At 75.4% G+C, this 12,938-nt stretch carries 12 protein-coding genes; 8 read left to right on the forward strand and 4 right to left on the reverse strand.

Annotation, left to right across the window (positions count from 1 at the left end; translation table 11 throughout):
* Positions 1–62 precede the first annotated feature (62 nt).
* Positions 63–2,210, reverse strand: coding sequence for a CHASE domain-containing protein (locus FGE12_RS22955; protein WP_153868711.1), 2,148 nt, complete (start codon positions 2,208–2,210; stop codon positions 63–65).
* Between the two features lie 169 nt (positions 2,211–2,379).
* Here FGE12_RS22955 and FGE12_RS22960 point away from each other — a divergent pair, with 169 nt between their 5' ends.
* The 4 genes from FGE12_RS22960 (at position 2,380) to FGE12_RS22975 (ending at position 6,422) form a co-directional block, all read left to right on the forward strand.
* A complete protein-coding gene (locus tag FGE12_RS22960; protein WP_153868712.1) occupies positions 2,380–4,920 on the forward strand; it encodes a hybrid sensor histidine kinase/response regulator in 2,541 nt (846 codons plus the stop codon).
* A 210-nt stretch (positions 4,921–5,130) separates the two neighbouring features.
* Positions 5,131–5,457 carry a ubiquitin carboxyl-terminal hydrolase 14 gene (locus FGE12_RS22965; protein ID WP_153868713.1) on the forward strand — a complete coding sequence of 109 codons (327 nt, stop codon included), beginning with the start codon at positions 5,131–5,133 and terminating at the stop codon, positions 5,455–5,457.
* Positions 5,458–5,630: 173 nt separating this feature from the next.
* Positions 5,631–6,059 (forward strand): response regulator transcription factor, encoded by a 429-nt coding sequence (locus tag FGE12_RS22970; RefSeq protein WP_153868714.1) that lies wholly within the window; start codon positions 5,631–5,633, stop codon positions 6,057–6,059.
* A 90-nt stretch (positions 6,060–6,149) separates the two neighbouring features.
* On the forward strand, positions 6,150–6,422 hold the full coding sequence (locus FGE12_RS22975) for a hypothetical protein (RefSeq protein ID WP_153868715.1): 273 nt from the start codon (positions 6,150–6,152) through the stop codon (positions 6,420–6,422).
* A 57-nt stretch (positions 6,423–6,479) separates the two neighbouring features.
* Here FGE12_RS22975 and FGE12_RS22980 read toward each other — a convergent pair whose 3' ends face one another.
* Complete coding sequence (locus FGE12_RS22980) at positions 6,480–6,815, reverse strand: type II toxin-antitoxin system RelE/ParE family toxin (protein WP_153868716.1); 336 nt, start codon at positions 6,813–6,815, stop codon at positions 6,480–6,482.
* 210 nt (positions 6,816–7,025) lie between these two features.
* The gene (locus FGE12_RS22985) at positions 7,026–8,237 is read right to left on the reverse strand and encodes a GDSL-type esterase/lipase family protein (RefSeq protein WP_153868717.1); all 1,212 of its coding nucleotides are present in this window, start codon (positions 8,235–8,237) and stop codon (positions 7,026–7,028) included.
* A 340-nt stretch (positions 8,238–8,577) separates the two neighbouring features.
* Here FGE12_RS22985 and FGE12_RS22990 point away from each other — a divergent pair, with 340 nt between their 5' ends.
* Positions 8,578–8,766 (forward strand): hypothetical protein, encoded by a 189-nt coding sequence (locus FGE12_RS22990; protein WP_153868718.1) that lies wholly within the window; start codon positions 8,578–8,580, stop codon positions 8,764–8,766.
* Between the two features lie 27 nt (positions 8,767–8,793).
* Here FGE12_RS22990 and FGE12_RS22995 read toward each other — a convergent pair whose 3' ends face one another.
* Positions 8,794–9,537 carry a response regulator transcription factor gene (locus FGE12_RS22995; RefSeq protein ID WP_228531013.1) on the reverse strand — a complete coding sequence of 248 codons (744 nt, stop codon included), beginning with the start codon at positions 9,535–9,537 and terminating at the stop codon, positions 8,794–8,796.
* Positions 9,538–9,833: 296 nt separating this feature from the next.
* On the opposite strand from FGE12_RS22995, the gene FGE12_RS23000 reads away from it, so the two are divergent.
* The 3 genes from FGE12_RS23000 to FGE12_RS23010 all read left to right on the forward strand — a co-directional run bounded on the left by FGE12_RS23000 (position 9,834) and on the right by FGE12_RS23010 (position 12,803).
* Entirely contained in the window at positions 9,834–10,115 is a 282-nt protein-coding gene (locus tag FGE12_RS23000) for a hypothetical protein (RefSeq protein ID WP_153868719.1), read from the forward strand.
* 45 nt (positions 10,116–10,160) lie between these two features.
* Positions 10,161–11,618: an ATP-binding protein gene (locus FGE12_RS23005; RefSeq protein ID WP_153868720.1), complete on the forward strand. Its 1,458-nt coding sequence runs from the start codon at positions 10,161–10,163 to the stop codon at positions 11,616–11,618.
* 114 nt (positions 11,619–11,732) lie between these two features.
* Positions 11,733–12,803 carry an aldo/keto reductase gene (locus FGE12_RS23010; RefSeq protein ID WP_194798180.1) on the forward strand — a complete coding sequence of 357 codons (1,071 nt, stop codon included), beginning with the start codon at positions 11,733–11,735 and terminating at the stop codon, positions 12,801–12,803.
* Positions 12,804–12,938 lie beyond the last annotated feature (135 nt).

The following is a 12,938-nucleotide window of genomic DNA, read 5'->3' on the forward strand; positions in this document are numbered from 1 at the left end:
GACGTCTCCCTTCTACGCACGTGCATTCGCCCCGGGAACTGCGTCCGATTGACGCAGGGGCCTCAGGCCGGGGGCAGGGGCGTGCGCCGCGGCAGGTGCACGGTGAAGGTGGTGCCGCGGCCCGCCTCCGAGGCCACCTCCACGCGGCCCCCGTGCGAGCGCACGATCTCCCTCACGATGAACAGCCCCAGCCCCAGGCCGCCGCGCGCCTCGCTCTCGCGCGAGCCCACCTGGAAGGGCTCGAAGAGCAGGGGCAGCTGCTCGGGGGCGATGGGGGCGCCCGCGTTGTGCACGCTGAGGCTCACCCCCTCCCCGCCCTGCTCCTGCGCGACCCGCACCTGCACGGGCGCCACGGGGTCGCCGTGGCGCAGCGCATTGACCAGCAGGTTGCCCAGCACCTGCTCGAGCCGCTCGGGGTCCCACGCGCCCGTGACGTCCCCCTCGCAGTGCAGCTGCAGCGTGCGCTCGGGGTGGGCCGCCCGCGCCTCCTCCACCGCGTGGCGCGCCACCTCGCGCAGGTCCGTGGGCCGGGGGGTGACGGGGATGCCGCGCCCCAGCCGGGCGCGGGTGAAGTCCAGCAGCGTCTCGATCATCCGGTTCGCGCGGGCGCTGGAGGAGGCGATGCGCGCCACGCTGCGCCGCTGCCGCTCGTCCAGGCCGCTGCTCGCCGCGAGCGACTGGGCGCTCATGGCGATGGCGGACAGGGGCGTGCGCAGGTCGTGGCTCACGATGCCGATGAGCTGCTGCTCGAGCTCCGCGCGCTCGTGCGCCTCCTGCTCGCGCAGCCTCCGCTCCGTCACGTCCGTGAGGCTGGCCACCCACTCGCGCACGCGGCCATCCGGCTCCAGGAGTGGCACGCCGCGGCTGTGCACCCAGCGCACGCCCGTGTCCGGGTGCACGATGCGGTACTCCACCTCCACCGGCCTGCGCGCGCGCACCGCCTCCTCCCAGGCGCGCTTCGTGGCCGCGCGGTCCTCGGGGTGCACCACCTGCAGCCACCCGCCCGCGAGCATCTGGCGCTCCGGCTGCCCGGTGAAGGCTTCCCAGCCGGGCGCCTCGAAGCGCTCCCCCCCGGGGTCCGCGCGCAGGAGCAGGTGCGTGCTGTGCAGCGCGAGCGTGCGGAAGCGCTCCTCGCTCTGGTACAGCGCCACCGTGCGGGCGCGCTCGCGGGCGCGCGCCCGGGTGAGCCCGAAGAGGGCGAAGCTCGCGAGCACCCCGAGCACGCCCACGAAGGGGCGCACCGCCCACTCGGTGAAGGAGACGAAGCCGGGGCGCGCGTGGAAGGCGAGCGTCCAGGGGCGCCCCGCCAGCACCACCGTGCGCACGTGCCCGTAGCCCGCCTCCCGCTGCTCACCCGCGGTGCTGTCGTAGAGCAGCGCGCGCGCGTCCACCGCCTCGCCGTCGTAGACCTCGAAGCCCACCGGGCTGCTCGCGGCCTCGCTGAAGAGCCGCTCGAAGAAGTCCCCCGCGCGAAACGGCGCGTACACGAAGCCCTGCAGCCGCGCGCGGCGCACCGGCAGGGTGGCGGGCGTGTGCCCGTCCTCGTAGAGCGGCAGGTAGAGGAGGAAGCCGGGCTGCTTCTGGTCCTCGATCTCCTGCTTCAGCTCCACCCGCCCGCTCAGCGCCGCGCGCCCGGTGTCGCGCGCGCGCGCCATCGCCTCGGCGCGCGTGGGCTCGCTGAACATGTCGAAGCCCAGCGCGGCGCGGTTGCGCGCGTCCAGCGGCTCGAGGAAGAGGACGGTGAAGCGGTCGCGCCCGGGGGTGCGCGGCGGCCAGAGGCGGAAGTCCGCGAGCCCCTCCTCGCGCGCGTGCGCGACCAGCGCCTCCTCGTCCTCGGGGCGCACGCGCGGGCTGTAGCCCACGCCGCGCGCGCCCGGGAAGCGGTCGTTCAGGAGCTGCTGCGCCACGTAGTCGTGGAACTCCGTGCGCGTCACGCTGCTGCTGCCCACGAAGAGCCCCGCCACCCCGCGCAGCAGCGAGGCCTGCGCGTCGAACCGCACCTCGAGCCGGTCCACCACCGCCTCGGCCGCCGCATCGAAGCGGGCCCTTCGCCGCTCCTCCGCCTCCTGCAGGCTCCACCGGGTGGCGAGCGCGGTGAGCAGCAGCGCCGCTACCAGCACCGCCCAGGGCAGCCAGGGCTGCGCCCAGGCCCCGGCCGCGGGCGGGCGGGAGGTCGCAGGAAGGGACGGCGGGGCGGGAGCGGGCTGCATCGCAGGGGCCCTACCCTCGCACGGCCCCGCACCCCGGGTGGGAGCGCAGCGCGGCCGGGCGTCGGATTCCCGCCGCTCGGCGCGCGAGCTGTTGGGCAGCGGGCGTGCAGGCGGGCGTCCCCCGCATTTTGGGCTGCGGCGGGGCGCCGGCTGGGTTCTGTTGCTCCCCATGGCAAGTCGGGGCAGCCGCGCGCTCGCGGTGGGCAGCGAGGTGGAGGGGCAGGCGAACATCCTGCTCGTCGACGACCACCCTGCGAACCTGCTCGCGCTCGCGGCGGTGCTCGAGCCGCTGGGGCAGCGGCTCGTGCAGGTGCAGAGCGGCGAGGAGGCGCTCAAGGCGCTCCTGAAGGACGACTTCGCCGCCATCCTCCTGGACGTGCAGATGCCGGGGCTGGACGGCTTCGAGACGGCGAAGCTGATCAAGGCGCGCGAGAAGACGCGCCACGTGCCGCTCATCTTCCTCACCGCCATCCACCGCGAGGAGGCCCACATCCTCAACGGCTACGCGCACGGCGCGGTGGACTACGTGGTGAAGCCCTTCGACGCGGACATCCTGCGCACCAAGGTGAGCGTGTTCGTGCACCTGCACGAGAAGACCGAGGCGCTGCGCCGCCAGGAGCAGCTGCTGCGCCAGCGCGAGCGCTCCGCGGGGCAGGCCGCGCTCAAGCGCGTCATCGAGAGCAGCCCCATGGGGCTCGCCTTCACCGACGAGGCGGGCGTGCTGCGCGACGCGAACGACGCCTTCCTGCGGCTGGTGGGCTACGCGCGCGAGGAGCTGGAGCGCGGCGAGCTCACCTGGACGCAGCTCAGCTCGACGGACGCGAGCCACCGCGAGGCGCGCCGGCAGCTCGCCGAGGACGGCTCCACCGTGCCCTTCGAGCTGGAGTACCGGCGCCGCGACGGCAGCCGCGTGCCGGTGCTGGTGGGCAGCGCGCTGCTGCCCGAGGAGCAGCGCACCCTCACCTTCGTGCTGGACCTCACCGAGCGGCGCCGCGCGGACGAGGCGCTGCGCCAGAGCGAGACGCGCTACCGGCTCGCCACGCTCGCCACCAGCGAGACCATCTACGACTGGGAGATCTCCACCGGCCACATCCACTGGAACGAGTCCCTGGAGAGCGTGTTCGGCCACAAGCGCGAGGGCACGCAGGGCCCGGACATCCGCGCCTGGGAGGAGCTCATCCACCCCGAGGACCGCGCCCGCGTGGCGCGCGGGCTCACCCAGGTCATCTCCGGCGAGGGCACGCACTGGGAGGACGAGTACCGCCTGCGCCGCGGCGACGGCAGCTACGCGCGCGTGCTGGACCGCGGCTACGTGGCGCACGACGCGGTGGGCCGCCCGGTGCGCATGGTGGGCGCGATGCAGGACGTGAGCGCGGCGCGCGCCCGCGAGGAGCAGCTGCGCTTCCTCGCGGAGGTGAGCAACCTGCTCAACGAGGGGCTGGACGCGCGCGCCACGCTGGAGCGGCTCGCGCAGCGCGCGGTGCCCTCCATCGCGGACGGGTGCGTGGTGGACCTGGTGCTGCCGGCCGGTCAGTTCAAGCGCGTGGCGGCGGTGCACGTGGAGCCCGAGCGCATGCGCGGCGTGTGGGAGCTGGAGCGCCGCTACCCGCGCGGCCCCGAGGCGAAGGAGCCCGCGGCGCAGGTGATGCGCACGGGCAAGAGCCTGTGGACGGGCGAGGTGGAGGAGGAGCACCTGCGCGCCTTCAGCGGCGACGAGCTGCAGCTGCAGCTCTTGCGCGAGCTGGACATGCGCAGCTTCCTCTGCGTGCCGCTGCGCACGCGCGAACGGGTGCTGGGCGCGCTCACCCTGGTGCAGGGCGTGAGCGGGCGGCGCTTCCGCGAGGCGGACGTGCACCTGGCCGAGGACCTCGCGCGCAGGGCCGCGCTCGCGGTGGACAACGCGAACCTCTACCGCGAGGCGCAGGAGGCCGTGCGCAGCCGCGACGAGTTCCTCAGCGTGGCGAGCCACGAGCTGAAGACCCCCCTCACCCCGCTGATGCTCAAGCTGCAGGGGCTGCAGCGCCACGTGGAGGCGCTCGCGCGCGACGGCGCGAATGGCCACGCCGAGCCCGCGGCCGAGGGCAGCGCCGCGCTCGCCGAGCGGCTGCGCGCGGACCTCGCCACCAGCCGCTCGCAGGTGCTCAAGCTGAGCACGCTGGTGGACGGGCTGCTGGACGTGACGCGCATCGGCGCCGGGCGGCTGCGGCTCGACCTGGAGGAGGTGGACCTGGCCTCGGTGGTGCGCGAGGTGGCGGGGCGCTTCAGCGACCAGGCGGTGAAGGCGCGCTGCGAGCTGCAGCTGCGCCTCCCTGAGCCTGCGGTGGGGCGCTGGGACCGGCTGCGGCTGGACCAGGTGGTGACGAACCTCCTGTCCAACGCGCTCAAGTACGGGGCCGGCAGTCCGGTGGTGCTCTCCGTGCACGTGAACGCGGGCGAGGCGCACCTGCGCGTGCAGGACGCGGGCATCGGCATCGCGCCCGAGCACCTGGCGCGCATCTTCGGGATGTTCGAGCGCGCGGTGAGCGAGCGGCACTACGGAGGCCTGGGCCTCGGGCTCTACATCACCCAGCAGATCGTGCTCGCGCTGGGCGGACGCATCGACGTGACCAGCTCCCCCAACGAGGGCGCGCTCTTCACCGTGTGCCTGCCGCTCGCAGGTCCTGCGCCGGAGGGCCCCGCGCCCGAGCCCGAGGCTCCCGCCCAGGGCTAGGCGGACGGCGCGCGACGCGCCAGGTGCGCAGCGGGGTGGGCGCAGTGCTGGGCAGACGCCATCCAGGCCTTCGTGGACTCGCTGCAGGGCACGCTCGCGGAGCGCCCGGCCCGCGCTGCTCGCCCAGCGGGCTGGCGAGCGGGGCGCGCGGGCGCGGCGGGCGCGCGGGGTGCAGCTTGGGCCGTGACGCCTGCTCGAGGAGACCCGCCCATGTCGAAGGCCTGCACCCACCTGCAATCCACCGTGCGCCACCACACCGCGCCCGTCACGCCCAGCGGCAAGGGCTGTCAGGAGTGCCTCGCGAGCGGGAGCGAGTGGGTGCACCTGCGGCTGTGCCTCACGTGCGGGCACGTGGGCTGCTGCGACGACTCGCCCAACCGCCACGCGAGCCAGCACTTCCACCGCACGGACCACCCGGTCATCAAGTCCTTCGAGCCGGGCGAGGACTGGGCCTGGTGCTTCCGCGACGAGGAGATGGTGGAGCGCATCCCGGCCTTCCCCGCCGAGAGCCCCTCCGAGCACTACGCGGCGCCGTAGCGCCGGGCCCTGCGCCGCAAGGGCCCTCCGGGACGCCGCGCCGCGCTACCCCTGCGACCGTGCAGGGCGCCGCCCCACCCGGCGCTCGCTGCCGTGGGTGTGGAGCGCCGTTACGGTGAGGTCAGGAGTACGCAGCACAAGGGCAGGCCCGCGCCTGCCCGGGGGGAGTACCCATGTCGATGGCTCGAGGCTCCGTGCCCGGACGCATCCTCCTCGTGGAGGATGACGCCGACATCAACGCGACGCTGTGCGAGATGCTCGAGGAAGAGGGCTACGAGGTGCAGGCCGTGCCCAACGGGCGCGCGGCGCTCGAGGCCCTGGAGCAGCTGCCCGCCCCCTGCCTCGTGCTGCTGGACGTGGAGATGCCGCGCATGGACGGCTACGACTTCCTCGCCCACCTGCGCCAGCACGCGCGCCACGCCGCGGACCCGGTGGTGGTGGTGACGGCGAGCCGCCACGCCCCCACCGAGGTGGACGAGGTGCTGCACAAGCCCTTCGACTTCGAGGTGCTGCTGGACGCGGTGGAGCGCTACTGCGAGGCGGGCCCGCGGCCGGACACGCGCTGGCGCGCGGACGCCGGCCACGGCCTGCACGCGCTGTAGACCCACATCCTGCGCGCCGCACCTACCGCTTGGCGCGCCGCGGGCACGTGCATACCTCCCGGCACCCACCGACGAGAGAGAGCGCGCCCCATGCCCTTCGCCATCCGTATCTCCCAGACCGTTCAGCCCGCGCTGCGCACCCTGAGCGCGCCGCAGCGCCGCCTGGTGCTGCAGGAGCTCGCCCGGCTCGCCGAGCGCGCGAGCGAGGCACGCAAGGCAGGCTGCCCGCAGCGCCCCGTGGGCCTGCGCGTGGAGCTCGAGCGCTACCGCCTGCGGCTGGAGCTGGACTACGCGGGCGGCTCGGTGCGCCTCGTCGGGCTCACCGGGCGCGCCGTGGCGCCCGTGCGCCTGCTGGCGGCCTGAGCGGTGGCCCGAGCAGCGGCCCGAGCCTCGTGGCCCGGGCCGGGCGGCGCCGCGGGCTCAGGCCTCGGGCGGGTCGCCGCGCCGGCCGAGCGCGCGCGCGCCGGGCGGCAGCTGGCTGAAGAGGCACAGGCACACCGTGCGCGCCTCGGCGCGCAGGCTGTAGCCCAGCACGAAGCGGCCCGCGCGCAGCAGGAAGCGGCCCCCCGGAGGCAGCACCCGCGGCGGGCTCTCGCTCAGCGCCTCGGCGAGCGCATCCAGCACCCGCTGCACGTCGCGGAAGTCCTCCCACCCGAGCGCGCTCAGCTGCCGCCACGCCTCCTGCGAGTACTCGACGCCGAAGCGCCGATAGGACGAGGACGGAGACGCTCGCTGCGGCGCAAGGGTCTGCTGCAATGCGGCGGTGCCTTTCTGGCCTGAGAAGCCCTCGCCGCGCACACACACCGCCCGCGCCGAAGGCCCCGGCCTGCCCGGGACGACTGCACCGGGAACATACGCACTCCGGAGCGCCCCCGCAGGCCCTCCCGGGCGGTTTCGGGGGACTGTCGCGGGCGGGTGACCGGTGCGTGGCGGATGCAGTGTCCACGGGCTTGCACCTGCAGGGACTCAGGGCGGCCCGGTGAGGCCTTGCGCGCGGAGGAAGCGCGCCACCTCCTCGCCCATCACCCGCTGCCCCTTCGCGCTGGGGTGGATGCCGTCGCCGTCCAGGCCGGGCGCGAACTGGTGCACGCTCGCGCTCGAGCGCGTCGCGGCCTCGAGGTCGATGACCCCGGCCACCTTCGCCTCCTCGCGCAGCCAGCGGTTCACCACGAGGCGCTGCTCGCGCACCTGCGCGTAGCTGCCGCGGGTCGTGCGCTCCTTGGGCAGCAGCGTGGCCGCCCACACGGTGCAGTGGGGGCGCAGCCGCTCGAAGAGCCGCGCGAGCCGCGTGCGCAGCTGCACCGTGTCCGGCTGCGCACCGAGGTCGTTGGTGCCCAGCAACACCACGCAGTCGCTCACCTCCTCGAGCACGAGCACCTCCGCGTCCAGGTTCGCGAGCGCGTCGTAGAGCCCCTGCCCGCTCACGCCCGCGTTGAGCACCGGCACGCCCAGGCGCGCCTGCGCCACGCCGGGCCACGCCTTGCGCACGTCGTCCGCGCCGTTGAGGTAGCCCTCGGTGATGCTGTCGCCCACCGCGACCACCGCGGGGCCCGGCACGCCCTCCACCTCCAGCGTGGCGAGCCCCACCGCGCGCCGCCAGCGCTCGCCGCGCAGCGCCCCTGCCTCCAGCGCCCACGCGCCGGAGCGTGCGCGGCCTCCGGGCAGCGCGCCGATGGCGCTCACGGCGAGCGCGCCCCGCGCCTCGAAGGTGACGAACAGCTCCTCGCCCCGTGCCACCTGGAGCGCGAGCGGGTCGGACACCACGCGCTCTCCCGCGGACGCGCTCGCCCCGGGCGCGCCCGCGAAGCTCAGCGGGAGCGGCGCGGAGGCGGGCGTCTCGCCGGCGCCCGCGCGCGCCACGCTCGCGCGCTGCAGCTGCAGTGCGCCCCCGCCCGCGCGAAACGCGAGCCGCACGCGGCCCCCCGCCCGCCCCAGCGGTACGCGCAGCCGGAAGGTGGTGAGCGACTCCACCCGCAGCGTCCAGCGCAAGGCCTGGTGGAAGGCGGGCTGGAAGCGCACCGGCGCGGGCGCGGGCCCGGAGGGCGGCGGCGGCGGGGCGGGCGCTGGCGCGGAGGGTGCGGGCGCCTCGGGCGGGGGAGGAGCGGCGGGCGCGGGCTCCTGGCCGCCACACGCGAGCGCCCCTGCGAGCAGCAGCCACCTCCACACGCCCCTGTCCATCCCCACCTCCCCGCCTCAAGGTGGGCATGCGGACAGAGCGGCTGCACCCGGGTCCGTGGGCACGCCTGGCTGCACGGCGCGGGCACCTCGATCCTCATGCAACTGAGTTGCATCTATCTCGACCCCAAGCGGCGCGGCTCCGCCCGGCCCGGGAGCGGCCGTGCGAGCGAGGCCACCCTGCAGGCACGCTCCCACTGACTCGACGCCGTGGCGCGGGGGCGCGGCGGTGCACGCGGCAACTGGTCCGCAGAGGCGATGGCGCAGGCGGGGCGGCCGCGTCAGCTTAGGGAGGAGCTGCAGGGGCGGGAGTGGGCGGATGGTGACTTGCGAGCGGTGTGAAATGCGGGCGGGCCTGCTTCTGCAGCTCGAGCTCTTCGTGGCCTGGTGGTTCGGGCGCGCGGCGCGGGGGTGGACGCGCCAGCGCGCCCCGGAGGACGCGGGGCCGCTCGCGCCCCTGGACCTCTACTGGTGCCCGCGCTGCTCGCAGCTCTTGCGCAGCGCCGCGCCGCAGCGGCGCGCGCGCAGGTAGCCGCCGCCGCGCGAGCGCCGCACTCCCTCAGCCCAGCGAGCGCGCCGGGCCCGGCGCGCTCAGCGGCAGCTGCAGCCCCAGCCCGCGCGCACGCAGCGCCATCTCGGCGCGGTTCTCCACGCGCAGCTTGCGGTACAGCTGCGTCACGTGCGCCTTCACCGTGCGCTCGGTGATGTTCATGTGCGCGGCGATCTTCAGGTTGTCCATGCCGTGCGCGATGTAGCGCAGCACGTCGCGCTCCCGGGGCGTGAGCAGCAGCCCGGGGAGCTCCGGCGCGCTCATGGACGAGGGCGAAGGCCCGCCCAGCCGTCCCTGCACCATCCGGCGCTCCCCGCGGCCCACCGCCGCCACGGCCTCGAGCACGGCGTGCACGCCGTCGCGCGCGGTGAACACCACGTCGTGCGCGCCGAGCGCGAGCGCGCGCTCGGCCAGCGCGGGCTCCTCTGCGTCATCGAGTCCTCCACCCGTCGCTGCACCGGGGCCTCCGACGAGCACCAGCGCGTGCACCTCGGGCCACGCGCGCTGCAGCTCGGCGAGCAGCTCCCAGGGGCCCGCGCCCAGAGGCTCGCCCCGCGCGCGCGCCTGAGCGAACATCGAGGAGACGCGCAGCAGCAGCACCGCAGGAGGCGCGGGGTCCAGCTGCCCGAGCAGTGCCTCGGGCGTGGCGGCGGCCGCCGTCACCCGGTGCCCTGCGGCCGTCAGCAGTCCCGTGAGCAGCTCGCGCAGCAGCGCATCGCGCTCGAGCACCGCGACTCGCACCGACTCGCCCATCGGTTCCTCCCCCGAACATGTGTTGGCGCCGCCACGTGGCAGACCCCGGGGCGTACGGACGCGCTCGCCCCCTGGATCTCCCGCGCCACACCAGGGCCCTGCAGTGGACACTGCGGGCCCGCGCGTTCCGCACCTCGGAAGCCGCGCACCCCCTGTGGGAAGCGGCGTTCCACGCAGGGTCCAGCAACCCCGCTGCACACGCGTCTGGGGAGCGGGCGTGTGGGCGCGTGCGCCGGGTGCCCCCCTCCTCTGCCCAGACCTGGGCACCTACCTTGTTCCTCCGGGAGGGTTGAACCGTGAGCTCGATCACCATCGTCTTGGCGTTGCTGCTGGTGCCCATGTTGATCGGCCTGTGCACGCACGCACTCGCAGGTCTGCTGGGCTTCGGCCAGCAGCTGGCGGGGCTCTTCGGCGCCGCGCCCCGCCGCCGCGCGCACCCGGTGCGCACCGCGCGGCGCGCGTCCCTCCTCGCCGCGCAGCAGCGCGTGGCGCAGGGCCTGCCGCCCCATCGCGCTCCGGAGCGCCTCGCGATCCCCGAGCCCACGGTGGGCCTGCCCTCCGACGCGCCCGCCCGCTGAGTCGATTTACTGGACTTTCGGCCCGCGCTCCGGAAGCTCCACTCCGTGTCCTCCGCGCCCCCGCCCTCCACCTTCGAGCTGCTGGCGCAGCTGCACCCGGACGGCGTGCTGGGCGCGGTGCTCGAGGACGGCAGCTGGCGCGTGCACTTCCAGGACGGCGTGGCGCTGCGGCTGATGCAGCGCAGCGTGCTGGGCCCGCTGCAGCCGCTCGCCTTCCCCGGCGCCGCGCCCCTGCTGCAGGCGGCGCAGGAGGCACTGCGGCGCGGCGCCACCCGCCAGGACCCGGTGGAGCGGGAGCTGCCGCTCGAGGTGCGCGGCGGCGCGGGCTGGCTGCGCGTGCGCGCCGTGGTCCTGCCCTCGGCAGCGCCTCCAGGGGCTCCGGCCGACGCGCCGCAGGTGGCGCTGTTCCTCGAGGACACGAGCCTGGCGCGCGCCTTCGAGCAGGAGCTGCGCCGCAGCCGCGAGCTGATGTACGCGGTGGTGGAGGCGACGAGTGACGCCATCTACGTGAAGGACCCGCAGGGCCACTACCTCTTCATCAATGCCGCGGGCGCCCAGGCGCTGGGGCGCGGCGTGAGCGGCGTGGTGGGCCACACGGACGCGGAGCTCTTTCCCCCCACGCTCGCCGAGGCCACGCGCGCGCACGACCTCGAGGTGCTCGAGCGCCGCCAGACGCTGAGCTACGAGCACGCGGAGGAGCCGGAGCGCGGCACGGGCCGCGTGTGGCAGTCCACCAAGGGCGTGCTGCTGCACCCGGACGGGCGCGTGCGCGCCCTCTTCGGCACCAGCCGGGACGTCACCGAGCGCCGGCGCGCGGAGCGGCTCCACGAGCGGCTGCTGGGCATCCTCGGCCACGACCTGCGCAGCCCCCTCACCGCGCTGGCGCTGGACCTGCTGCAGCTGCGCCGGCTCGCGCCGCCGGGCCCCCTGCAGCACCTGGGCGAGCGGCTCGGGCGCACGGCTCGGCGCGTGGAGCGGCTGGTGGCGCTGCTGCTGGACTACACCCAGCTGCACGCGGGCCGCCCGCTGCTGCTCAACCGCCAGGAGGTGGAGCTGCGCGGCCTGCTGGAGGTGGCGCTGCGCGAGGCGCTCGCGGGCCACCCGCCGCGCGCCGTGGAGCTGGTGGGCGAGCCGCTGCGCGCGCGCCTCGACCGCCCGCGCATGGCGCTGGTGTTCGCGCAGCTGCTGGACAACGCGCTCCGCCACAGCCCGCCGGCCAGCCCCCTCACCGTGACGCTGCGCTGCGAGGGCGGCCGCGCGAGGGTGCAGGTGCACAACGAGGGCGCCCCCATCCCGCTCGAGCGCCTGCAGCACCTCTTCGAGGCCCCGGAGATGGCCCCGAGCGCCGCCGCGGAGGAGACGGTGCGCCTGTCGCTGGGGCTCGGGCTGCACGTGGCCCGGGCGACCGTGGAGGCCCACGGCGGTCACCTCGAGGTGAGCAGCGGCGAGGGCGTGGGCACGGTGGTCACCGTGACGCTGCCGCTCGGTGACGGACAGGGCTGAGCGCGGGCGCGCCCACTGGGCGACAGGCGGGGGCGGCCCCACCTTGAGGCACGGCGGTGCCCGTGCGGCACTCGCCCCGTCCCCTCTTCCCTGCGCGTCCCCGCGAGGTGCCCCGTGTCCAGCCGCCGTGACTTCCTCGAGCTCGCGGGCGCCGCGCTGCTCGCCCCCGTCGTCTCCGCCGCCGCCGCTGCGGCCGCGGGCCCCTCCACTACGGGCTCCTCGGGCTCCGGCCCGGGCAGCACCGGAAGCGATGGCGGCACGCGCGGCATCCTGCTGCCGCGCACGCTGGGCAAGACGGGCGTGCAGGTGTCCGGCCTCGGCGTGGGCGGCTACCACCTGGGCACGATGAAGAGCGAGGCCGAGGCGGTGCGGCTGGTGCACGAGGCCATCGACGCAGGCCTCACCTTCTTCGACAACGCGTGGGAGTACAACGAGGGCCGCAGCGAGCAGTGGCTGGGCAAGGCGCTCGAGGGCAAGCGGCAGCAGGTCTTCCTCATGACGAAGGTGTGCACGCACGGGCGCGACAAGCGCGTGGCGATGCAGCAACTGGAGGAGTCGCTGCGCCGGCTGAGGACGGACCACCTGGACCTGTGGCAGGTGCACGAGGTGGTGCACGACAACGACCCCGCGCTGCACTACCAGAAGGGCGGCGTGCTCGAGGCGCTGGAGGAGGCCAAGCGCCAGGGCAAGGTGCGCTTCGTGGGCTTCACCGGCCACAAGGACCCGGCCATCCACCTGGACATGCTGCAGCGGGGCTTCCCCTTCGACTCGGTGCAGATGCCGCTCAACGCCTTCGACGCCACCTTCCGCTCCTTCGAGCAGCGCGTGCTGCCCGAGGTGCTCAAGCGCGGCATGGTGGCGCTGGGGATGAAGAGCCTCGGCGGCGAGGGAGACCCGGTGAAGAAGGGCGCGCTCGCGCCCGAGGAGGCGCTGCGCTACGCGCTCAGCCTCCCCGCGCACGTCATCATCAGCGGCATGGACAAGCCGGAGGTGCTGCGCCAGAACCTGAAGGTCGCGCGCGACTTCAAGCCGATGAGCGCGGAGGAGATGCGCGCCTTGCGCGAGCGCTGCCGGCAGCTCGCCGCGGACGGGCGCTTCGAGCTGTACAAGACGAGCATGAAGTACGACGCGGACGTGGGCCGCGCGCAGCACGGGCTGCCGTCCATGAAGGAGCTGGGCGGCTGAGCCAGCCGCCCGCCCCCTCCAGTCCTCGACACTGCCGGGCGCCCTGCTCGCGCCCCGCCCCCTGAAACGCCCACCTCCGGACAGCAGCGGCAGGCAAGCGGGCGGGGGCGGTAGCCGTTCGGCGCCGCGGCCGCA

It is taken from the genome of Aggregicoccus sp. 17bor-14, from assembly GCF_009659535.1.
Classification (GTDB): Bacteria; Myxococcota; Myxococcia; order Myxococcales; family Myxococcaceae; genus Aggregicoccus.

Coding starts and splice junctions, on each gene's coding strand:
- FGE12_RS22955 (WP_153868711.1), bottom strand. CDS start 2,210: ATGCAGCCCGCTCCCGCCCCGCCGTCCCTTCCTGCGACCTCCCGCCCG.
- FGE12_RS22960 (WP_153868712.1), top strand. CDS start 2,380: ATGGCAAGTCGGGGCAGCCGCGCGCTCGCGGTGGGCAGCGAGGTGGAG.
- FGE12_RS22965 (WP_153868713.1), top strand. CDS start 5,131: ATGTCGAAGGCCTGCACCCACCTGCAATCCACCGTGCGCCACCACACC.
- FGE12_RS22970 (WP_153868714.1), top strand. CDS start 5,631: ATGTCGATGGCTCGAGGCTCCGTGCCCGGACGCATCCTCCTCGTGGAG.
- FGE12_RS22975 (WP_153868715.1), top strand. CDS start 6,150: ATGCCCTTCGCCATCCGTATCTCCCAGACCGTTCAGCCCGCGCTGCGC.
- FGE12_RS22985 (WP_153868717.1), bottom strand. CDS start 8,237: ATGGACAGGGGCGTGTGGAGGTGGCTGCTGCTCGCAGGGGCGCTCGCG.
- FGE12_RS22990 (WP_153868718.1), top strand. CDS start 8,578: ATGCGGGCGGGCCTGCTTCTGCAGCTCGAGCTCTTCGTGGCCTGGTGG.
- FGE12_RS22995 (WP_228531013.1), bottom strand. CDS start 9,537: ATGGGCGAGTCGGTGCGAGTCGCGGTGCTCGAGCGCGATGCGCTGCTG.